This is a genomic window from Phyllobacterium sp. K27 (assembly GCF_054796155.1).
Window position 1 is genome coordinate 2,194,922 of record NZ_CM139240.1, and the last position, 22,353, is coordinate 2,217,274.

Annotated in this window: 20 protein-coding genes; 15 read left to right on the forward strand and 5 right to left on the reverse strand. The window is 52.7% G+C overall.

Annotated features, from left to right (window positions below):
- Positions 1-56: 56 nt before the first annotated feature.
- The 3 genes from ACYJL1_RS10700 to ACYJL1_RS10710 form a co-directional block, all read right to left on the reverse strand.
- Positions 57-1,241: a GNAT family N-acetyltransferase gene (locus tag ACYJL1_RS10700; protein ID WP_460895396.1), complete on the reverse strand. Its 1,185-nt coding sequence runs from the start codon at positions 1,239-1,241 to the stop codon at positions 57-59.
- A gap of 108 nt (positions 1,242-1,349) precedes the next feature.
- Positions 1,350-2,069 carry a glycerophosphodiester phosphodiesterase gene (locus ACYJL1_RS10705; RefSeq protein WP_460895397.1) on the reverse strand — a complete coding sequence of 240 codons (720 nt, stop codon included), beginning with the start codon at positions 2,067-2,069 and terminating at the stop codon, positions 1,350-1,352.
- Positions 2,070-2,071: 2 nt separating this feature from the next.
- Positions 2,072-2,536, reverse strand: a complete 465-nt coding sequence (locus tag ACYJL1_RS10710; protein WP_460895398.1) for a RidA family protein — start codon at positions 2,534-2,536, stop codon at positions 2,072-2,074.
- A 157-nt stretch (positions 2,537-2,693) separates the two neighbouring features.
- Between ACYJL1_RS10710 and ACYJL1_RS10715 the strand changes: the two genes are divergently transcribed.
- The 14 genes from ACYJL1_RS10715 to lpxB all read left to right on the forward strand — a co-directional run bounded on the left by ACYJL1_RS10715 (position 2,694) and on the right by lpxB (position 16,869).
- Positions 2,694-3,479 carry a cell envelope integrity EipB family protein gene (locus tag ACYJL1_RS10715; protein WP_460898009.1) on the forward strand — a complete coding sequence of 262 codons (786 nt, stop codon included), beginning with the start codon at positions 2,694-2,696 and terminating at the stop codon, positions 3,477-3,479.
- Between the two features lie 176 nt (positions 3,480-3,655).
- Positions 3,656-4,453: a 30S ribosomal protein S2 gene (gene rpsB / locus ACYJL1_RS10720; RefSeq protein ID WP_460895399.1), complete on the forward strand. Its 798-nt coding sequence runs from the start codon at positions 3,656-3,658 to the stop codon at positions 4,451-4,453.
- Positions 4,454-4,670: 217 nt separating this feature from the next.
- Positions 4,671-5,594: a translation elongation factor Ts gene (tsf, locus tag ACYJL1_RS10725; protein WP_460895400.1), complete on the forward strand. Its 924-nt coding sequence runs from the start codon at positions 4,671-4,673 to the stop codon at positions 5,592-5,594.
- Positions 5,595-5,692: 98 nt separating this feature from the next.
- A complete protein-coding gene (gene pyrH / locus ACYJL1_RS10730) occupies positions 5,693-6,415 on the forward strand; it encodes a UMP kinase (RefSeq protein WP_348600307.1) in 723 nt (240 codons plus the stop codon).
- Positions 6,416-6,451: 36 nt separating this feature from the next.
- Positions 6,452-7,012 (forward strand): ribosome recycling factor, encoded by a 561-nt coding sequence (frr, locus tag ACYJL1_RS10735; RefSeq protein ID WP_460895401.1) that lies wholly within the window; start codon positions 6,452-6,454, stop codon positions 7,010-7,012.
- Positions 7,013-7,053: 41 nt separating this feature from the next.
- Positions 7,054-7,773 (forward strand): isoprenyl transferase, encoded by a 720-nt coding sequence (locus ACYJL1_RS10740; RefSeq protein ID WP_460895402.1) that lies wholly within the window; start codon positions 7,054-7,056, stop codon positions 7,771-7,773.
- Positions 7,774-7,790: 17 nt separating this feature from the next.
- Positions 7,791-8,597 carry a phosphatidate cytidylyltransferase gene (locus tag ACYJL1_RS10745; RefSeq protein WP_460898010.1) on the forward strand — a complete coding sequence of 269 codons (807 nt, stop codon included), beginning with the start codon at positions 7,791-7,793 and terminating at the stop codon, positions 8,595-8,597.
- A gap of 59 nt (positions 8,598-8,656) precedes the next feature.
- Complete coding sequence (gene rseP / locus ACYJL1_RS10750) at positions 8,657-9,793, forward strand: RIP metalloprotease RseP (RefSeq protein WP_460895403.1); 1,137 nt, start codon at positions 8,657-8,659, stop codon at positions 9,791-9,793.
- A gap of 230 nt (positions 9,794-10,023) precedes the next feature.
- On the forward strand, positions 10,024-12,408 hold the full coding sequence (bamA, locus tag ACYJL1_RS10755) for an outer membrane protein assembly factor BamA (protein WP_460895404.1): 2,385 nt from the start codon (positions 10,024-10,026) through the stop codon (positions 12,406-12,408).
- 54 nt (positions 12,409-12,462) lie between these two features.
- Positions 12,463-13,518, forward strand: coding sequence for a UDP-3-O-(3-hydroxymyristoyl)glucosamine N-acyltransferase (gene lpxD / locus ACYJL1_RS10760; protein WP_460895405.1), 1,056 nt, complete (start codon positions 12,463-12,465; stop codon positions 13,516-13,518).
- Positions 13,511-13,996 carry a 3-hydroxyacyl-ACP dehydratase FabZ gene (fabZ, locus tag ACYJL1_RS10765; protein WP_460895406.1) on the forward strand — a complete coding sequence of 162 codons (486 nt, stop codon included), beginning with the start codon at positions 13,511-13,513 and terminating at the stop codon, positions 13,994-13,996. Before lpxD ends, fabZ begins: the two co-directional genes overlap by 8 nt.
- Positions 13,996-14,820, forward strand: a complete 825-nt coding sequence (gene lpxA, locus ACYJL1_RS10770; RefSeq protein ID WP_460895407.1) for an acyl-ACP--UDP-N-acetylglucosamine O-acyltransferase — start codon at positions 13,996-13,998, stop codon at positions 14,818-14,820. The genes fabZ and lpxA overlap by 1 nt, the downstream gene beginning before the upstream one ends.
- Positions 14,801-15,697, forward strand: coding sequence for an LpxI family protein (locus tag ACYJL1_RS10775; RefSeq protein WP_460895408.1), 897 nt, complete (start codon positions 14,801-14,803; stop codon positions 15,695-15,697). Before lpxA ends, ACYJL1_RS10775 begins: the two co-directional genes overlap by 20 nt.
- Complete coding sequence (lpxB, locus tag ACYJL1_RS10780; protein ID WP_460898011.1) at positions 15,694-16,869, forward strand: lipid-A-disaccharide synthase; 1,176 nt, start codon at positions 15,694-15,696, stop codon at positions 16,867-16,869. Before ACYJL1_RS10775 ends, lpxB begins: the two co-directional genes overlap by 4 nt.
- Before the next feature lie 57 nt (positions 16,870-16,926).
- On the opposite strand, the gene gltA is transcribed toward lpxB, so the two are convergent.
- Together gltA and gltX are read right to left on the reverse strand one after the other, a co-directional pair.
- Positions 16,927-18,219 (reverse strand): citrate synthase, encoded by a 1,293-nt coding sequence (gltA, locus tag ACYJL1_RS10785; protein ID WP_460895409.1) that lies wholly within the window; start codon positions 18,217-18,219, stop codon positions 16,927-16,929.
- Between the two features lie 145 nt (positions 18,220-18,364).
- Entirely contained in the window at positions 18,365-19,792 is a 1,428-nt protein-coding gene (gene gltX / locus ACYJL1_RS10790; RefSeq protein ID WP_460895410.1) for a glutamate--tRNA ligase, read from the reverse strand.
- Between the two features lie 111 nt (positions 19,793-19,903).
- Here gltX and ACYJL1_RS10795 point away from each other — a divergent pair, with 111 nt between their 5' ends.
- On the forward strand, positions 19,904-22,342 hold the full coding sequence (locus ACYJL1_RS10795) for a ComEC/Rec2 family competence protein (RefSeq protein WP_460895411.1): 2,439 nt from the start codon (positions 19,904-19,906) through the stop codon (positions 22,340-22,342).
- The last annotated feature ends 11 nt before the right edge of the window (positions 22,343-22,353 follow it).

Here is a 22,353-nt window from a genome sequence, read left to right on the forward strand (position 1 = left end):
CGTGTCCTTACAAAGTCATGTCTGATGTTTGATCAAGGCAAAGTTGCAGGTCAAGTTCATTGTTCGGATTTCTTGAAGGGCGCATGCTCGCTTAGTACATCGCTCATCAGAGCGACATCGGCACGCTCGTGCCTGAGGAAATCATTGACTGCACGCCGCAACCCCTCATGGGCAATGTAGTGCACGGAATTGGTGATGACGGGAAGGTAGCCACGCGCCAGCTTGTGCTCGCCTTGTGCACCTGCTTCAACAACCTGCAATTTGCGCTCAATAGCAAAGTCGATGGCCTGATGATAGCAAACCTCAAAATGCAGAAAGCGGTGGTCTTCGATACAGCCCCAATTGCGGCCATATAGCCTGTCAGAGCCGATAAAATTGATGGCTCCTGCTATATAGCGGCCATCACGCCGAGCCATGACAAGCATGATATCATCCGGCATACGCTCGCCAATCAGCTGATAGAACTTGCGGTTGAGATAGGGCCGGCCCCATTTGCGGCTGCCGGTGTCCATATAGAACGTATAAAAATCGTCCCAAATTTCCGGCGTGAGCTGATCGCCGGTAAGACGCTCAATAGTAATGCCGTTGACGACAGCGTCCCGTCGTTCTTTTTTTAAAGCCTTGCGCTTGCGGGAAGCGAGAGTGTCCAGGAATTCGTCATAATTGGCATAGTCATCATTGAAGAAATGAAACTGTTGATCGACGCGATGCAGGAAACCCGCCTCGTTGAAAGATGCAAGATCCGTGTCATTGACGAATGTGGAATGCGCTGATGAAACGCTCAGTTGGATGGCAAGTTGCTGGAGACCATTTGCCAGAGCTGCTCGTACAGCATCACTGTCCCAATCACTATTGACCAGCAGGCGCGGGCCAGTGGCAGGCGTGAAGGGTATGCTTGCCTGCAATTTGGGGTAATAGCGTCCGCCAGCGCGTTCAAAGGCATCGGCCCAGCCGTGGTCGAAGACATATTCGCCCTGGCTGTGACTCTTCAGATAGCAGGGAACAGCACCGATAAGTGTGCCGCATTCATCTTCAAGGCGCAAAAACTGGGGAAGCCAGCCAGCCTTGGTGGCCACGCAGCCTGACTCTTCAAGCGCAGAGAGAAAGGCATGGGAAATGAATGGATTGTAGCCCGGTTGATTGCGGGAGGTTTGGTTCAGTTGTGACCATTCGGCAGGCGTAAATGCATTGACGCCTTCGCAGACACGCAAGGTAAAATTGCCTTGTTCAAGATTTTGCATCGGCAGGGTTGGCTTTCCATCAGCGAAGGTGAACCGGAAGCGGCATTTTTTCCGGTCCTGACCCTAAGCTAGGTGATTGATCTGCCGATACAAGAGGCAAGGCAAAGCTTATGCCAAGCGAGGATCGAAGCCCTCAAATGTGATCTGATCTGCGAGGGTATCGCTTGTTACTTTGTCCGCCGCGCTGCGCACAGTCCAGGAGATCAAGGGCAAATCGAGGTGGGAGCGCACAAACTCCAGAAAGCGGTTTTCCAGATGATGAACATTATAGGAAATGAAGTCGATGTCATAGGCCAGCATGGAGAAGTGGGCTTCGATATCCTCGTCGCGCAGACCTTCGGCTGTGAGACCGGCTGGAATGCCCGGCGCATCCTTGCCGAACAGGCGAATGAGATGGTGGTCGAAAGACATGATTGCGGCCTGACCTTGATAAGCCGCCAGATCGCTTGCGACAGCCTTGACCAGGCCGTCATCACGTCCGGCAATGCCTTTCAGTTCAATGATGATAGGCACGCGGCCATCGATAAGCTTGAGAGCTTCGGCAAGGGTGGGAATGTGATCCTTCGTTCCCCCGACACGGATTTGACCGGCCTGCTGCGCAGTCAGTTCATCAATATTGCCCTTTTGGCCTGTAGTGCGATCCAAGGTGCCATCATGAAAAACAACGGCTTTGCCATCCGCTGACAGGTGGACGTCGCATTCGATGGCGAAGCCCGCGCTTGCAGCCGCATCAAAAGCTGACAGTGTGTTTTCCCAGCGCTTATTGTTCAAATCATGCAAGCCACGATGGGCTATCGGTGTTTGCTTCAACCAGTCAATCGATGGCATAATCAGCGAACCTCGATAATGGCTTCAATTTCGACAGGAGCGTTAAGGGGCAGGGCCGCTGTGCCGACTGCGGAACGGGCGTGACGGCCCGCATCACCCAAGGCTGCCGCGAGAAGATCCGAAGCGCCATTGGCGACCAGATGCTGTTCGGTGAAGCCGGGTGTTGACGCCACAAACACTGTGATCTTTACGATACGAACGATTTTCTCAAGATCACCAAGCGCGGCTTTTGCCTGAGCCAGAATGTTCACTGCGCATGCCTGAGCGCAAGCCTGACCCTGAGCCACATCCAGATCAGCGCCGAGCAATCCCGTATGAACGAGCTTCCCGCCAACCAATGGCAATTGGCCCGATGTCAGGAGAAGGTTTCCCGTTTGGGAAAAGGGAACATAATTTGCGGCAGGGGCAGCGGCGACGGGCAAGGTGATGCCGAGTTCGGCAAGGCGGGATTCAACAGGATTGCTCATGATTTATTATCCTTGTGTTTGGGAATCGCAATTGATTGTGATGAAAGTTGCGATTTTTGCCTCGCTTCCGCCAAGAGTTTTTTTAATATGCACATTCAAATAGTGGAGAATCTTGTCAATGCGCGTATTACCCGTCCTTGTTTGCAGTCTCGGCGTCATGGCTTTGAGTGGTTCTACCATGACCTTTGCAGCCGGAACTGCAACGCTGGTTCCTCATCGCGCGATTTATGACTTGAAACTGGATAATGCACAGGATTCCAGCGGCATTACCGGGTTGACGGGACGCATGGTCTACGAGTTCAACGGCTCGGCTTGCGAAGGTTATACAACGAATTTCCGCTTTGTGACGCGCGTCGATATGGAAGAGCAGCCGCAAAGGGTGACAGATCAACAAACAACGACATTCGAAACCGCAAATGGTGAGAAGTTTCGCTTCGTCAACAAGACATTTGTCGATCAGAGCCTGACCAAAGAGGTGCGCGGTGATGCATCGCTCTTGAAAGACAAGACGGAAATCTCACTAACGAAGCCGGTTGCTTCCAAGGAAGATCTTGATCTTTCCCAATTTCCAACCCGCCATATGCAGCAATTGATCGAGAAGGCGATTGCTGGCGAGGTTTTCTATCAGACCAAGCTTTTCGATGGTTCGGAAGACGCCAACAAGATCATGGCAACGACGGTTGTCATCGGCAAATCAGCCATTGCCGAACCTGATGACGAGGCAAAGCACATGGGCCCGTTGGCGAAGGACGCGACCTGGCCTGTGTCAATCGCATACTTCGATGAGAAGGAAAAGGCAGAGGGGCTGCCAAGCTACCGGATCAACTTCAAGATGTATCGCAACGGTGTGACCCGCGATCTGAAAATGGATTACGGCGATTTCTCCATGATCGGAAAGCTGGTGAATTTGGAGCTGTATGATGCACCGAAGTGCAAGAAGTAGATGCGGTTGAGGTCTTTTGTGCCGGACACCCTTGCGTTTGCCGTAATTATCCATTAACAGCCGCTTCATTCCACACACGGGATTTGGGTTGATATCGGGAGAAATCCGATATGGCCTCCGGTGGCGGGTTTCCCGCCTCTTCCCGTGGAGGTTCAACCGGAAAAGGAAAATACAAGATGGCATTGCCTGATTTCAGCATGCGTCAGCTCTTGGAAGCTGGCGTTCACTTCGGACACCAGACACATCGCTGGAACCCGAAAATGGCACCATATATCTATGGTTCCCGCAACAATATTCACATTCTCGATTTGGCCCAGACCTATCCGCTGCTCAACACAGCGCTGAAGAAGGTTTCGGACACCGTTGCCCGTGGCGGCCGCGTTCTGTTCGTTGGTACCAAGCGTCAGGCTTCGGACATCATCGCTGATGCCGCAACCCGTTCTGCCCAGTATTACGTCAATGCGCGCTGGCTCGGCGGCATGATGACCAACTGGAAGACCATTTCGAATTCCATTCAGCGTCTGCGCAAGCTCGACGAACTTCTTTCCGGCGAAGCACAGGGCTTCACCAAGAAGGAGCGTCTGAACCTTGACCGCGAACGCGAGAAGCTCAACCGTGCTCTCGGCGGTATCAAGAACATGGGGTCGATTCCGGACCTTATCTTCATCATCGATACCAACAAGGAAGCGATTGCCATTCAGGAAGCCAAGCGTCTTGGTATTCCGGTTGTTGCAGTGATCGACTCCAACTGTGATCCGGACCAGATCGATTTCCCGATCCCGGGCAATGACGATGCTTCCCGCGCTATCTCGCTTTATTGCGATCTGATTGCCAAGGCAGCACTCGACGGCATTCTGCGTCAGCAGGGCTCGCTCGGCATCGATGTTGGTGCACAGGAAGAAGCTCCTGTTGAGCCAGCGCTGGAAGCAGCGGCTGAAGAAACACCGGCACAGGAAGGTGAAGCCTCCGCTTGAGGCTTCATACACCCGTCTTATCGGGTGGTTAAAAACGATTCGACTGGCGCTTGATGCGCCGCGTAGTTGGCATGCTGGTTCACCAGTATGCCTTCGTTTTTAAAGTGGTTTTGGTTTCGCCAGATCCTGAAATCACTTTATCTATTTGTTTTCACGCAGTTTCAAACGGAAAGCCGTATCGGTTTTCGTGGGATTGCTTTGAGAAGAGGCGATTAGAATGAGCATTACCGCAGCACAAGTAAAAGAACTCCGCGAAATCAGCGGCGCTGGCATGATGGATTGCAAGACAGCCCTGACAGAAACCAATGGTGACATGGAAGCCGCTGTCGACTGGCTGCGTGCGAAGGGTATATCCAAGGCTGACAAGAAGGCCGGCCGTACGGCTGCCGAAGGCTTGGTTGGCGTAGCAACAAACGGCACGAAGTCCGTTGTTGTGGAAGTGAATTCCGAAACTGACTTTGTTGCGCGCAACGATGCGTTTCAGGATATCGTTCGCAATGTTGCAAATGTTGCCCTGACAACAGATGGTTCGACGGCTTCAGTTTCGGCTGCGACCTATCCTTCGACCGGCAAGTCGGTTGTAGACACAATCAAGGATGCCGTCGGTACAATCGGTGAAAACCTGTCATTCCGCCGCTCGGCTGCTTTGAGTGTCAGCGAAGGCGTTGTGGCCACATACATCCATAATGGCGTTTCCGACGGCCTCGGCAAGCTCGGCGTTCTCGTTGCTATCGAGACTGCAGGCAATGCGGATGCAGCAAATGCATTTGGCCGTCAGGTTGCGATGCATGTTGCTGCCACAAACCCGCTTGCTTTGACTGCCGCTGAGGTTGATCCGGCTGCTGTCGAACGGGAAAAGGCGGTCTTCACTGAGTCCGCTCGCCAGTCCGGCAAGCCAGACAACATCATTGAGAAGATGGTCGAAGGCCGCTTGCGCAAGTTCTATGAAGAAGTTGTGCTTCTTTCGCAGGCATTCGTTATCAACCCTGACCTGACTGTCGAAGCTGCATTGAAGGATGCGGAAAAGGCAATTGGCGCGCCGGCAAAGATCACGGCATTTGCCCGCTTTGCTCTGGGTGAGGGCATTGAAAAGGAAGAAACAGACTTCGCTGCGGAAGTTGCAGCAGCTGTTAAGAAGTAATAATCGACAGTTGAAATGAAGGGCATCGCGTGACAACGCGATGCCCTTCGTGTATCCGGAATTTACATTCAATTTAGTAAGACCCTGAGGGAGACTCCATGGCTGGTACGGCTGTCTACAAACGCGTTCTGCTGAAAGCCTCCGGTGAAGCTCTGATGGGCGACCAAGGGTTTGGTATCGACGTTGCGGTCGCTGACCGCATCGCCAGCGACATTGCTGAGGCGCGGGCGCTTGGAGTCGAGGTTGGCGTCGTTATCGGCGGCGGGAATATTTTTCGCGGTGTTGCAGTGGCCTCCAAGGGTGGTGACCGTGTAACCGGTGACCATATGGGGATGCTTGCAACAGTCATTAATTCGCTGGCGCTTCGCACATCGCTTGTAAAGCTCGGTATCGATACTGTTGTTCTGTCTGCTGTTGCCATGCCGGAATTTTGCGAGACTTTTTCACAGCGACTGGCCACGGCCTATATGGATATGGGCAAGGTGGTTATATTCGCTGGCGGTACTGGCAATCCATTCTTCACAACCGATTCAGCCGCCGCCCTTCGCGCTGCCGAAATCAGCGCCGATGCCTTGTTCAAGGGAACGCAGGTCGATGGTATTTATTCGGCCGATCCCAAAAAAGACCCGAATGCTGTGCGATTTGACCATTTGACCCACAAGGATGTGCTTGATCGCGGCCTTGCGGTTATGGACACAACGGCGGTCGCTCTTGCACGCGAGAACAACATTCCGATTATCGTCTATTCAATCCACGAAAAAGGTGGTTTTGCTGAGGTGTTGCAGGGTAAAGGACGCGCAACAGTCGTATCCGATAGCTAACCAGCCTTATCGCCCAAGAATATAGGAGCATTGAGTATGAGTGATGCACTCGATTTGAACGATTTGAAGCGCCGTATGGATGGTGCCGTGCAAGCGTTGAAACATGATCTGGGCGGACTTCGCACGGGACGTGCTTCTGCCAGCCTGCTGGAACCGATTACTGTCGATGCCTATGGCTCGCAAATGCCCCTCAACCAGGTTGCCAATATTACCGTGCCTGAATCACGCATGTTGTCCGTATCTGTCTGGGACAAGTCGATGGTCGGCAAAGTGGAGCGCGCCATCCGCGAATCCGGACTGGGCCTCAATCCGATCACCGACGGAAATAATTTGCGCATTCCCTTGCCTGAGCTCAATGAGCAGCGCCGCAAGGAACTCGTTAAAATTGCTCACCAATATGTCGAGCAGGCCAAGGTGGCAGCGCGTCATGTTCGCCGCGACGGCATGGACGAGCTGAAGAAGCTCGAAAAGGACGGCGATATCAGCCAGGACGATAATCGTGTGTTGTCCGAGAAAGTTCAGAAGCTGACAGATGACACCATCGCCGAAATGGATAAGGTTGTGGCTGTTAAAGAAGCGGAAATTATGCAGGTTTAGAACTATCCACCAGTTCTAATATTCATCGGAGGTTTAAGCCCATGTCCAACCCGCGCCACATTGCCATCATTATGGATGGAAATGGCCGTTGGGCAAAGGCGAGGGGCCTTCCCCGCGCTGCGGGCCACAAAGCCGGTGTAGAATCGCTGCGCGAGACAATCCGCGCTGCCGGTAAAATGGCTATTCCCTACCTTACGCTTTTTGCTTTCTCCTCTGAGAACTGGTCAAGGCCGCGCTCGGAAGTTTCCGATCTCATGGGCCTGCTAAAATTGTTCATTCGCCGCGATCTGGCGGATTTGCACCGGGAAAACGTTCGCGTCCGCATTATCGGAGAACGCGAAGGACTGGCAAAAGACATTCTGGGGCTTTTAACCGAAGCCGAAACGCTCACACAGAAGAACCAGGGCCTTACTTTGGTAATCGCCTTTAATTATGGCTCGCGCAATGAAATTACCCGCGCGGTGAAAAAGCTGGTCGATGATGTTGCTGCTGGCATTATTGCGGGCTCTGCAATCACCGCGGAAGATATATCGGCGCGTCTTGATACGGCGGAGATGCCAGATCCAGACCTGATTATCCGGACAAGTGGCGAGATGCGGCTTTCCAATTTCTTGCTCTGGCAGGCGGCTTATTCAGAGTTTATGTTCCTACCCTGTTACTGGCCGGATTTTCGTCCCTCACATTTGTCAGAAGCGATAGAGACGTTTCAATCGCGAGAACGCCGTTTCGGCGGCGTTACGGCACAGGACATCGCTCTGTGAAACTTTCCGGCAATGGGCTGTCCAATCTGCAAAAGCGCATACTGAGTGCAATTGTTCTGATCGTCATCGCGGTAGTTCTCACTTGGGCAGGTGGTGTCGGCTTTGGCCTGCTTGCCAGTGTGATTGCGCTCGGTATTCTTTTTGAATGGCAATCCATGTCGAAGGACCGGATGAACGCTTTGACCGGCGGCTTGTCCTGGGCCCTCCTGATTGCCACCCTGCTCGTGTTGTTATTCACGCAGCATGTTTTGACAATGTTTCTCATTTTATTTGTCGGCTCTGTGGTTATAGCTATGTTGGGCGGGCGCCAATCGGGTTATTGGCCTGCGGCGGGGCTGATCTATGCGGGATTTCCGGCCATCTCACTCACCTTGTTGCGCGGTGACACTGGTGATGGGTTTGCGGCCATTCTGTTTTTGTTTGCAGTGGTCTGGGCAACAGATATTTTTGCCTATTTCAATGGAAAAGCGCTCGGCGGGCCAAAACTTGCGCCACGTTTTTCGCCCAATAAAACCTGGTCAGGGGCAATTGGCGGGACAGCAGCTGGCGTTGCCGCCGGTGTGGCATGCGCTTCGTTCATTACTCCCGGTGGTGGAATCTCCTTACCCCTCATTGCATTGTTCATCTCAATTATTGCCCAGCTGGGTGACCTTGGTGAATCCTGGATGAAGCGAAAGTTTGGTGCAAAGGATTCAGGCACGTTGATTCCCGGTCACGGTGGCGTGATGGATCGCGTCGATGGGCTTGTAGCTGCCGCTGCATTGCTATACGTCATCGGAGCAATTCTGGTGACACCAGAAACACCATACGACATACTTTTCTAGACGGCTGAGCTGCTGGAGCCTTTTGGCTTATTCATTGCGTTGCGGGCCCGGAGGATAATTTGACAGACCTGCTGCATACGGTATTTGGCACTCAAAGCGTGCTTGTCGGAACAATCATACCGTTTCTTATCGTTTTAACGGTTGTCGTCTTCGTTCATGAGATGGGGCACTATTTGGTGGGCCGGTGGTGCGGTATCGGCGTGAAAGCTTTTTCCATCGGTTTTGGGCCTGAATTGATTGGCTTTAATGATTCCAGGGGAACACGCTGGAAGCTCTCGGCTATTCCACTGGGCGGGTATGTAAAATTCGCCGGTGATGAGGACGTCACCAGTTCCACCGCCGCCGATACAGCGACCATGACAGATGCCGAACGTGCTGTGGCGTTTCATACGCAACCGGTATGGAAACGTGCCGCAACGGTATTTGCAGGCCCGGCCTTCAACATTTTGCTCACTGTTGCAATTTTTTCGGTGTTTTTCGCTCTGTATGGGAAGATGGTTTCCGATCCCATGGTAGCCGAAGTGCGGCCCGGCGGCCCGGCGGCCATTGCAGGCTTTCAGCCCGGGGATCGTTTTGTCAGTGTTGATGGCGAGAAGGTCGTAACGTTTGCGGACGTGCAGCGCCACGTCTCAGCAAGAGGCGGAGATTCATTGAGTTTCATCGTGGAGCGTGCTGGCAAAGAGGTGCAGCTGACCGCGACGCCTGAACTTTCCGAGCAGGAAGACGCGCTTGGCAACAAGGTAAAAGTCGCTGTTATCGGCGTTGTTACCAATTTGCAGGCAGGGAATTTTCGCCGCATCGAGTATGGGCCGATCGAATCGGTCGGTCAGGCTGTGCGTGAAAGCGGCTTTATCATTGCCCGCACAGGACAGTTCTTCAGCCGGTTTTTTGCAGGCAGGGAAGATAAGTGCCAGTTGGGTGGCCCGGTCAAGATTGCGACTATGGCGGGGCAAGCGGCCAGTCAGGGAATTGATTGGCTGATCCAGCTTACCGCCATGCTGTCCATCGGTATCGGTCTCCTCAATCTTTTCCCTTTGCCCCCGCTTGATGGCGGGCATCTGGTTTTTTATGCTGCCGAGGCAGTTATAGGCAGGCCCGTAAAGCCCGCTGTACAGGAGTTATTTTTCCGAACAGGATTCTTCCTGGTGCTCGGATTTATGGGATTTGTCATCTTCAATGATCTTTTCGCATGCTGACCTGAAAATTAAACATTGGTGAAAATTTGAGACGTGTTATGGCAAAACGACATGATCTGTTTACTATACGTGCGGAATGGCGTGGCATGGATGCCACTGTTATGTGGGAAGTAAACAGTTTTTAACCGTAAGCCTTGCGTGTATATAAAAACCGGCTATGACGGTGTACGAGTAATGCTTAGTCCGGGATCTCGCCCGGGTAGAACGAGAAACGAAGGTTCATAAGGCCTATGGCGGCAAGTTCAAAATTTGTAGGTGCGGCGTCAGCGCTCGCCATTTCAGCGGCACTCGTCAGTTCGGGTGCGATCGTAACAACGGTCGCAGGCGTGGCTACAGCGCAGGCGGCAACTGTCAGCCGTATTGAAGTGCGGGGCAATACGCGTGTTGATACACAGACAGTGCGTGACAATATTGGTATTACACCCGGCAAGTCATTCTCCAATGCAGATATCGATGCGGCAACCAAGCGACTTTTCGCTACTGGCCTGTTCAGCGATGTGCGCATCAGCCAATCGGGCGGTGCGCTTGTTGTCACGGTCAATGAAAATCAGGTTGTGAACCAGGTTATCTTCCAGGGCAACAAGAAGATCAAAGACCCTGCGCTGCAAAATGCTGTTCAGCTAAAGCCACGCGCCGCTTTTGATCAGGCAACGCTTGATGCAGATACAGAAGCAGTCCGCGCAGCCTATCGCAATGTTGGCCGCAGCGACGCAACTGTAAACTCGCGCTTGATGGATTTGGGCGAAGGGCGTGTCAATGTTGTTTTCGAAATTAATGAAGGCGACCGTACAAAGATTGCCAAAATCAACTTCGTCGGCAATCAGGCATTTGGCAATCGCCGCCTGAGTGACGTGATTTCGACAAAGAAGTCCAACCCACTGTCATGGTTGACCCGTAACGACGTTTACAGCGAAGATCGTCTGCGTGCAGACGAAGAAGCGCTGCGCCGTTTTTATTATAACCGCGGCTATGCGGACTTCCGTGTTGTTTCTTCAACTGCTGATCTTGATCCGGAAACCAACGATTATACCATCAATATCACCGTTGAAGAGGGTGAAAAGTATACGTTTGGCGGCGTACAGATCGAAAGTTCTGTTGAGGGTGTTGATACTTCGCAGTTAAATGGTCTCGTAAAGTCACGTGAAGGCGACACCTACAGCGCCAAGGATATTGAAGATTCGATTATCAAGGTTTCCGAAAAGGTTGCCGGTCAGGGTTATGCTTTTGCGAAGGTAGAGCCGCGTGGCGATCGTAACTTTGAAAACCACACGATTTCAGTCACCTATGCAATCGACCAAGGCCCGCGCGCCTATGTTGAACGCATTGAAATCCGCGGTAACGAAAAGACCCGCGATTTTGTTATTCGCCGTGAATTTGACGTGAGCGAAGGTGATGCGTTCAATCAGGTTCTCATTCAGCGTGCAAAACGTCGTCTTGAGCGTCTCGAGTTCTTCCAGATCGTCAATATCTCGACTGCGCCCGGTTCGCAGCCCGATCAGGTCATTCTTGTTGTTGACGTCATTGAAAAGCCGACAGGTGAATTCTCTATCGGCGGTGGTTATACGACAGGTGGTGAAAGCCCCGGTCCGACAGTGGAAGGTTCCATCACGGAGCGTAACTTCCTTGGCCGCGGTCAGTATATCCGTATCGGTGCAGGCGGTGGTCTCGATAATAATCGCACCTACTCGCTTTCGTTCACCGAGCCATACTTCCTCGGTCAGCGTATTTCTGCCGGCTTTGATATCTTCAAGCGTCAGTCAGGCGTTCGCGACAAGTATGAGACAGATCTGACAGGTGGCACAATCCGCTTCGGTTTGCCGATTACGGAAGAGCTGACAGCAGGTGTTGCCTATAATCTCACGCGTGAAGAGTATGAGATTGATGACGATGCCAAGCTACCAAATGGCGAGTATGATCCATCTGAGATATCCAAAGCATTTGCTGACGCTGCTGAGAAAAGCCCTTGGATTAAATCTTCGGTCAGTTGGTCGCTCACCTACAACACGATCGATGATCTGAAGAATCCTCGCGATGGTATCTACGCGAAGTTTAATCAGGAATATGCAGGTATCGGAGGTGATGCCAACTTCCTGAAAACAACGGTCAAAGCCAGCTACTACAAAACTCTTCTTGATGAGTTGGATGTTGTCGGCTTGGTTGCTGTAGGTGCAGGCCACATTGAAGGCTTTGGCGGAGATGATCTGCGCGTATTCGATACGTTCAAGAACACACAGGACATGATCCGTGGCTTTAAGTATGCCGGGATTGGCCCTCGTGACGCCAATACAGACGACAAGAAGGGTAGCTTCCTCGGCGGTAATACATACCTGAATGCCAGCGTCGAAACCCAGTTCCCGATGCCTGTCATTCCAGAGAGTCTTGGTATTCGTGGTGCATTCTTTGCTGATGCGGCGACCTTGTTCGGTAGTGATTTGAAGGGTAGCGAAGGTATCGATGTAGAAGGCGAAAAGATGGAATGGCGTGCATCCGTCGGTGCCAGCATCATGTGGGCTTCGCCATTCGGTCCGTTGCGCTTCGACTATGCCGTGCCGGTCAAGAAAGTTGATGGCGATCAGGTGCAGAATTTCAACTTCGGCATGTCGAGCAAGTTCTGATAGATTGCTGACCTCCCGGGGGGAGCAAGTTTCCCCGGGGGAGAAAGTTAGTCGATGGCCGATCCGATCTTTTATGAGTCACTGTCAAATGTAACCATTGGTCAGATCGCGGATCTGACCAATGGCGTTCTTGTGGACAGTTCTCTGGCTAATCGGCCCATTTCCCGTTTGGCTTCACTGAACGATGCCGGTCCTGATGCGCTTGTTTTCATTGAAAGCAAGAAAAATGCATTGGATTTGAGTGGCTTGAATGCTGCGTGTGTTCTCTGTACCGAAGAGGTTCGGCCCAGCGTACCCAAAAATGTCGCCATCATTGTAACACGCCATCCACAGCAAGCATTTGCTGCTATTGGGCGCGCGCTTTATCCGAATGCTGTCAACGCGCATTTGTGGAGCGGACAAACCGGCATTTCATCTCATGCTATCGTTCACGAAACGGCTGAAATTGAAGACGATGTGACAATCGAACCCGGTGCTATTATCGGCAGTCACGTTTCCATAGGCTCGGGCACCGTAATCGGCGCCAATGTGGTTATAGGCAATGGTTGCAAGATTGGACGCGATTGCTACGTTGCACCGGGCAGTTCCGTTCAGTATTCATTTCTCGGTAACAGGGTGCTTTTGCATCCGGGTGTACGTATCGGCCAGGATGGATTCGGCTATGTGCCGGGCAAGGGTGGTCTCGACAAAATGCCTCAACTTGGACGGGTGATCATTCAGGACAATGTAGAGATTGGTGCTAATACGACCGTGGATCGCGGTGCCTTGGCGGATACTGTCATTGGCGAAGGTACAAAAATCGATAATTTGGTGCAGATTGCTCATAATGTGCGAATCGGTCGCCATTGCGTCATCGCAGCGCAGTGCGGTATTTCCGGCAGCGTTATTCTTGGGGACATGACGCGACTTGGTGGAAGTGTCGGAATTAAGGATCACGTCACCATTGGGGCGAGCGTGGAAATTGCCGCAGCAAGCGGCGTTATGAATGATATTCCGGATGGTGAGCGGTGGGCCGGAGCGCCCGCGCAACCGTTCAAGCAGTGGTTCCGAGAGATTGCCAGCGTTCGCGCCATGTCCCGGACCAAGAAGGAGAGCAGTTCAGATGAATGATACCGTAAAAGCAGAAAGCCTTGGCGTTGCGGATATCCAGAAACTTCTGGCCAATCTGCCGCACCGGTATCCATTCCTGTTGATAGACCGGATCGTTGACATTGATGCAGACAGATCAGCGACTGGAATCAAGAATGTCAGCATTAATGAGCCGCATTTTGCTGGACATTTTCCCGAACTCCCGATCATGCCCGGTGTGCTGATTATTGAAGCAATGGCTCAGACGGCAGGCGCTATTGTACTGTTCAACAATGGCAGCGGTAAGCCGGGCCAGGTCTTCTTCATGACCATCGACAATGCCAAGTTCAGAAAGCCTGTCGTGCCAGGTGATCAATTGAAGTTGCGTGTAACGAAGCTCAAGCAGCGCGGCAATATTCATAAATATGCTTGTATCGCCGAGGTGGATGGCGTGAAGGTAGCTGAAGCTGAAGTTGCAGCGATGGTCAGTTTCCCTGTTGAAGAAGTGACCGGGGCTTGATGTCGAGCATTCATCCTACCTCTATCATCGAGCAGGGCGCGAAGATCGGCGAAGGCGTAACCATCGGCCCGTTTTGCCATATTGGTTCTGAAGCGATTGTCGGTGACGGTGTTAGCCTTCTCAGCCATGTCATCATCATGGGACCGACCACGCTTGGAGATGGTTCAAGAGTCTATCCGAATGCCGTGCTTGGCGGTGAGCCTCAAAATACAAAACATAAGGGTGGTCACACGACGCTTGTGATCGGCAAGAATTGCGTTATTCGCGAAGGTGTCACCATGCATCGCGGAACGGATGGAAGCCGAGGCATCACCACTGTCGGCGACAATTGTATGTTTCTGGCTTACTCCCATGTCGCGCACGACTGCATCATTGGCGATAATGTTACGTTTTCCAATAATGTTATGATCGGCGGACACGTCACCATCGGAAACAATGTCATCATCGGCGGCGGTGCCGGCATTCATCAATTTGTGCGGGTGGGGCATCACGCCTTTATTGGTGGCCTTGCGGCTTTAGCCAGTGATCTCGTTCCTTACGGCATGGCAATCGGTAATCATGCCTATCTTGGGGGCCTCAACATTGTCGGGATGAAGCGCTCGGGAATGGCGCGGCCAGAAATCCATAATTTGCGCCATGCTGTGCGCATGCTGTTCGATCGGTCGAAATCGATCAAAAATCGCGCCGATGACGTTCGTATCGCATTTCCGGAATCGCCTGCCGTGGCTGACCTGATTGATTTCATCAGCACGGACACAAAGCGCGCCTTCTGTACGCCGCCGCTCGATTCTGCAATCGAGATCAGTGACAGTGACGTCAGCTAGAGCACCACAACAGGAAAATACTTCAGCGCCGATTCTTGGCCGCACTGCCATCATAGCGGGCAATGGTTCTTTGCCGGTTGCCGTTGCAGCCAGTTTGCGAAAGAAAGGTGCTAACCCTTTGATTGTAACAATCAAAGGGGAGGCTGATCCCGAACTTTACGCCGGTGAACATGCCGAGATATCCATTGTGGAACTTGGCGGGTTGATGAGAATCCTGAAATCGGAGAATATCGCAAACGTTGTTCTTGCTGGCGGTATCCGGCACCGGCCGGAGTTCAGCGCTGCACTTAAACCTGGAAACGGAAATCTTGTGGCGCTCTATCGGTTTATGCGCGCATTCAGGCTCGGAGATGATGGTCTGCTCCGTGCTGTTATTTCGACAATTGAATCCTATGGTTTTCGCGTGCTTGGCGCTCACGAAGTGGTGCCCGATATTCTTGCACCTGCGCCGGGATGCATTACACGTAAGAAACCAACTCAGGAAGGTCGCGACAACATTGAAGCGGCGCGCAAGGCTGCGACATTGATTGGTTCACTGGATATTGGTCAGGCAGCTATCGCCGTAGGGCGACGGGTGGTCGCGCTGGAAGGGGTCGAGGGGACCGACGCAATGCTGCAACGTGTCGCCGATTTGCGTCAGGCAAAGCGGATAAACCGCAAAGGTGGTGTGCTGGTCAAATGTGCCAAGCCGCAACAGGAGGTTCGGGCGGATCTCCCTGCTATCGGTGTCAGCACCGTTGAGAATGCGGTGAAGGCCGGTTTGAACGGAATTGCGGTGGAAGCTGGTCGCACTCTTATTCTTTCCTACGAAGACACCGTTGCCGCCGCCAATGCCGCTGGCCTTTTTATCCAGACTTTTGGGCAGGAGGAAAGCTGATGGAAGCTGGAGAAACGCTGCGTCTGGCTATCATAACAGGCGAGGAGTCTGGTGACCAGTTGGGTGCCGATCTCGTAAGGGCGCTGCGCAAGAGCCACGATGGAGAGATTACGCTGACTGGCGTTGGCGGCGATCATCTGGCTGAGCTTGGGCTTGATAGTCTTTTTGATCAGCACGAGATAGCGCTTGTCGGTCTTAGCGCTATCATACGCAAACTGCCTCAGCTTGTCCGCCGGATATCACAGCTTGCTGCTTCAATTGTCGCGTCGAAGCCGGATTGCCTTGTCATTATCGACAGTCCCGATTTTACGCATCGTGTGGCGCGCAAGGTGCGGGCGGCGGACCCTTCCATACCCATCGTGAATTACATCAGTCCATCTGTATGGGCCTGGCGACCGGAGCGCGCGAAAGCAATGCGTTCCTATATAGATCATGTCCTGGTTATTCTTCCATTTGAAGTGCAGGCATTAAAAGATTTGGACGGTCCTCCATCAACCTATGTCGGGCATAGGCTGGTTTCCTATGCACCACTGCTGGAAGCTGCGGAGACAAATCGGGCTCGAGATGCGGGGCTTGGTGATCGGGAGATCAAGAATCTTTTGATATTGCCGGGTTCGCGAAGGTCGGAAATTGCCAGCCTTATTGAGGTATTCGGGGAAACGGCAGAACTGCTTGTGAGCCGCGGCAATAAGATCAATGTGACTATACCGACATTGCCGCGGGTTGAGGCAATGGTCCGTGAATTGACGGCAAACTGGGCGGTTCGCCCCAATATCGTTGTTGGCGAAGCCGAGCGACTGCGCGCGTTTTCGCAAGCCGATGCGGCACTTGCCGCATCGGGGACGGTGTCCCTGGAATTGGCTTTGGCCCGCATACCGACGGTGCTCTCCTACAAACCAGACTGGTTGGCGCGTACATTCCTTGCGCCGCGTATCAAAATATGGAGCGCAGCGCTTCCAAATATTATCGCTGATGAACCTGTTGTACCCGAATATTTCAACATATTCGTGCGCGCAGGGTCGCTTGCCCGCCAGCTTGAACAATTACTGATGCCAGGTTTGCGGCGCAGCGCGCAGCTTGAGAGTTTCGATAAGATCGCCCGATTCATGCAAACGGATCGTCCTGCTGGAGAAATTGCAGCGGAAAAGGTTCTTGAGCTCGTAAAGCGATAATTGCCACTCATATCAAAGAAAAAGGCGCCGGATGGCGCCTTTTTCTTATGTCGTCATTTATTTGCGATTTTCAACGCTCACATAATCGCGCTGTGTCGCACCGGTATAAAGCTGCCGCGGACGGCCAATCTTTTGATGCGGATCTTCGATCATTTCTTTCCACTGAGCAATCCAGCCAACAGTACGCGCAACAGCGAACAGTACTGTGAACATGGTGGTGGGGAAGCCCAGTGCCTTCAATGTGATTCCAGAATAGAAATCGACATTTGGATAAAGCTTCTTTTCGATGAAATATTCATCGGTTAGCGCAATACGTTCAAGCTCCATTGCAACGTCCAGCAGTGGGTCGTCCTTGATACCCAGTTCTGCCAGAACTTCGCGCGTTGTCTGCTGCATGATCTTGGCGCGCGGGTCATAATTCTTATAAACGCGGTGACCAAAGCCCATCAGGCGGAACGGATCGTTCTTGTCCTTGGCGCGGGCAATATATTCTGGAATGCGATCGACTGTGCCGATCTCGCCAAGCATGGTCAGCGCAGCCTCATTTGCTCCGCCATGCGCCGGACCCCACAGGCAGGCAATGCCCGCTGCAATACATGCAAATGGATTTGCGCCGGACGAACCTGCAAGGCGAACGGTCGATGTCGAAGCATTCTGCTCGTGGTCAGCATGCAAAATGAAGATGCGATCCATTGCACGTGCAAGCACAGGATTTGGAACATAATCTTCGCAAGGCACGGCAAAGCACATGTGCAGGAAGTTGGTCGCGAAATCGAGATTGTTCTTCGGATAAACGAATGGCTGACCGATATGATATTTGTAGGCCATAGCGGCCAGCGTCGGGATTTTTGCGATCATGCGGATCGAAGCGACCATGCGCTGATGCGGATCGGAAATATCTGTTGAGTCGTGGTAGAAGGCCGACAGGGCACCTACACAACCGACCATAACGGCCATTGGATGGGCATCGCGACGGAACCCGCTGAAGAAGCGCGACATCTGTTCATGCACCATGGTGTGGCGCGTTACGCGAAAATCAAAGTCCACCTTCTGGCTCTTTGTCGGCAATTCGCCGTAAAGCAGCAAATAGCAAGCTTCGAGAAAATCTCCGTTCTCGGCCAGCTGTTCAATAGGGTAGCCACGGTGGAGCAGAACGCCTTCGTCGCCATCAATATACGTAATTTGCGACTCGCATGACGCTGTCGAGGTGAAGCCCGGATCATAAGTGAATGCGCCGGTGTTTTTGTATAAAGTCCCAATGTCTACGACATCCGGTCCGATGGTCCCCTTTTTTATGGGTAAAGCGAATTCGTGACCATTGAGATCGATGTTTACGCTGTTCTCAGACATTGCCGTTCCTTTCTTGCTTTGACTTGCGCTGAACAGCGCAAAAGCATCATTCCTCGAATGAGGTTATTTCCGTGATTTTTACAGGCAGTGCACCGTACCGGAAAGGCGCGATGTTGCAATGCAAAAATGCGATGAAACTTCCGTACTATCGTCCTTTCAACTGATCCTCAATCCGGCCGAGCGATTCGTCTCGGCCAAGCACTGCCAGTACGTCAAACACGCCCGGTGAGGTAGCTCTTCCTGTCAATGCAGCACGCAATGGCTGAGCGATTTTTCCAAGCTTCAAGCCGGTTTTTTCCGCATGAATACGAATAGCTGCATCAAGCGTGTCAGCAGTCCAATCGGTAATTGCAGCCAAATCCGGCAACACGCCCTGAAGGACGGCCAAACCATCCTCATTAAGCAAGCTGGCGGCTTTGTCGTCCAGCGGCAGCGGTCGTTCGGTAAACAGATATTTGGCGCTATCGGCAAGTTCGACAAGGGTTTTGGCACGCTCTTTAAGGCCGGACATGGCAGCGAGAAGCTGTCCCTTGGTGGTATCATTCAGACGGGAAATTATCTCAGCGCCACCTTCGATCTCCGGCAGAATATCGATCATGGCCTTGACCAGATCGGCATCGCTGGAAATCCGCATATAGTGGCCGTTAATCGCCTCGAGCTTCTGGAAGTCAAAACGGGATGCGCCGCGATTAATGTCGGATATTTCGAACCACTGAATCATCTGCTCATCGGACATGATCTCGTCATCGCCATGGCTCCAGCCCAAGCGCACAAGATAATTGCGCAGGGCAGCAGGCAGATATCCCATGGCACGATAGGCTTCGACACCAAGCGCACCGTGGCGCTTGGACAGTTTTGCGCCGTCAGCCCCATGGATAAGCGGAATATGGCCCATAATGGGAACATCCCAGCCCATAGCATTATAGATAACGGTCTGGCGTGCCGCATTTGTCAAATGATCATCGCCGCGGATAATATGCGTTACGCCCATATCGTGATCGTCGACCACGACCGCGTGCATGTAGGTAGGATTGCCGTCCGAGCGAAGGATAATGAAATCATCAAGGTCCTTGTTTGGGAAGCGCACATCACCCTGCACCTGATCGCGTACCAAAGTCTCACCCTCTTGCGGTGCTTTGATGCGAATAACCGGCTTTACGCCAGCTGGCGCGTCTTTCGGGTCGCGGTCGCGCCAGCGGCCGTCATAACGGGGCGGGCGGCCTTCGGCACGGGCCTTTTCACGCATTTCCTCCAGTTCGGCCTGTGATGCATAGCAATAATAGGCCTTGCCTTTGGCAACCAGCTCTTCGGCCACTTCGCGGTGACGGGGAACACGATCAAATTGAGAGACAGCATCGCCATCCCAATCAAGTCCAAGCCATTTCAATCCATCAAGTATGGCGGCCACCGCCGCTTCGGACGAACGTTCGCGATCAGTGTCCTCGATGCGCAACAACATTTTCCCGCCCGTATGCTTGGCGTAAAGCCAATTGAACAGAGCCGTGCGTGCACCGCCAATATGCAGATAGCCGGTGGGAGAGGGAGCGAAACGGGTAATGACAGAAGATGACATATGGTCTCCAGGGCAGTTCGGTCTGTTAGTCGAACGTCCAATCGAATTGATTTGGCGTTGATGTACCATAGCGGTGCTGTCGTGCAAGGGCATTGGCAGAAATGGGGATCAATGGCCGAACCGTCAACCGACGAGAAAACGAGCGAAAGGCGCTTCTGGTTTCAATCGGAAAGCGTAGGGCAGGCACTTGTCAAATCGCCCGCTGCAAAAGCAGTGGGTGGCCGTGGCGTTGATACGAGGGGCATCACTGTTTTCAAACAGTCCTTCGATCGGAAGCTTCAGGCTTTTGCCCATGCGATACCGGCGGCAATCAGTGATGAGGCTGCGCGAGGCACGAAATTTTTGTTTTTGCCAGTGTTCGCTGGAATTGGAGCTGTCATTTATTTCAGTGCAAGTGGCGAGCCGAGACTCAGTCCGATGGTCTTTGGGATCACGTTACTTGTCGGATGCTATCTGCTTGCACAGAACAGACCAACAATAAGGCTGATATTGCTCGCTGCAATGGCGGTCACCGCTGGCATGCTTTGCGCCAAGCTGGAAACGATAAGGGTGGCGACACCCATGCTGGGCTCCGAAGTGACCACGCGCGTGACCGGCCGCATCTCGGCTTTGGCAAAGGATGCAAAAGGGGGATGGCGACTGACCCTTGATGTCATAGAAACGGAACGTCCTTCGTTGCGTTTTGGGCCGGATCGTATTGCAGTTTCAGCACGCCGCCTGCCGCGGGATTTGCGCATCGGCGATGGACTGAAAGCATTGGTCCGTCTGCGTCCACAATCTGGACCGGTTCGGCCGGGCAATTATGATTTTGCCTTTTATAACTACTATCGCGGCGTTGGGGCCAACGGGTTTTTGCTGGGCTTGCCTAAAAAGGTCGATATTGCGCCAAAGTCCGGAATATGGGCAACGGCTTTTTTGATGATCAGCAATATTCGCCAGCAGCTGACGCATCGCATATTGCACCGCATCAAAGGGGAGCCGGGTGACATCGCAACATCGCTGATTACAGGGCAACGCGACGGCATCAGTGAGGAAACCAACAGCGCTCTGCGCCTCAGCGGCCTGGCGCATATTCTGTCGATATCCGGTTTCCACATGGCACTCGTGGCGGCGATTATCATAGGTTCTCTTCGTGCTGTGTTTGCCTTGTTCCCTAGTGCATCGGCGCGCTATCCTGTCAAAAAACTTGCGGCGGTTATCGCCTTGTTCGGCTCGGCATTCTATCTCTTGCTTTCAGGCGCGGATATTGCCGCACAGCGCAGCTTTGTGATGCTTGCGGTCATGCTGCTTGCACTGACTGTTGACCACGCAGCGGTGTCCATGCGCAATCTCGCAATTGCCGCCTGCATTACGATTGCCGTTTCACCACACGAAATTCTTGGACCAAGTTTTCAGATGTCCTATTCGGCAACAGCCGCCCTTATAGCCTTCTATAGCTGGTGGTCACGTTACCAACTCAAACGCGGCCTACGTCAACGGACAAAGGCCAGGGCTGGAAATTGGCTGTTTCCGTCAAAAATAACAGCCTATATGGGTGGCATCGCCATGACCTCACTGGTTGCAGGCACAGCAAGCTCAATCTTTGCCGCATATCATTTCAATAACACAGCTCCATTTGGCCTTATCGGGAATGCCTTGGCGCTGCCGGTTGTTTCGATTCTCGTTATGCCCTTCGCAGTGCTCGGCATGCTTGCCATGCCTTTTGACCTGGACTGGCTTCCGTTCACGGTTATGGGATGGGGCATTGAGATCGTCATCACGATAGCAAAAGCTGTGGCTTTGCATTCACCAAGCGGAAATCTCGGACTGATACCCGAAATTTCGCTTGTTCTCATGGCAATAGCGCTCCTGATTCTTCTATTCCTTTCGACATGGTTGCGTCTGTTCGCTTTGCCGTTTGTGGTCATGGCCGTTGTTTTGACAAGTCGGGTATCGGAGCCCGCAATCATGATTTCAGAGGACGGGAAACTGGTCGCTATAAGAACAGAAGACGATCAGTTAGCAATCAACAGGCACGCCGGTGGTACGTTCAGTCTGAATAATTGGCAGCAGGGATATAAAACGCCGCAAATTATCAAGCCTGCAATGAAGGGTGATCTTGCAAGCGGGCCTCAATTTGAGTGCAACGACAAACTTTGCACTGCCCGCGAGCCGAAAGGGTTGGTTATCGCTTATACAGATGATGCAACAAGAGCAGCGGATGCATGCCGTGAAGGGCATGTCGTCATTTTGGCGTTTGCCACGAAGGTTGCGACTTGTCCAAACGCCGAAACATTGGTGCTTACAGCGCAGATGTTGGCGCTCAAGGGTGCTACGGAAATCAGATTCAAAGATTCGCAACCTGGCTCATTTGAAGCCGATCCTGCACTGACTGGAGCGGCCCTGGCAAAACAAGAACTTTTGCAACGCCTGGCTTCATCCGAGATTAAACATGCAGTCGGCACACCGAACCGGCCATGGAATAGTCACCGCATCTACTCTCGTGCCGCACGAAATCTGGAAGAGCGGCGAGCGAGCAAAAGAGAGCCACGTTCAGGTGAACAAAAGTAATCAGGCGCCTC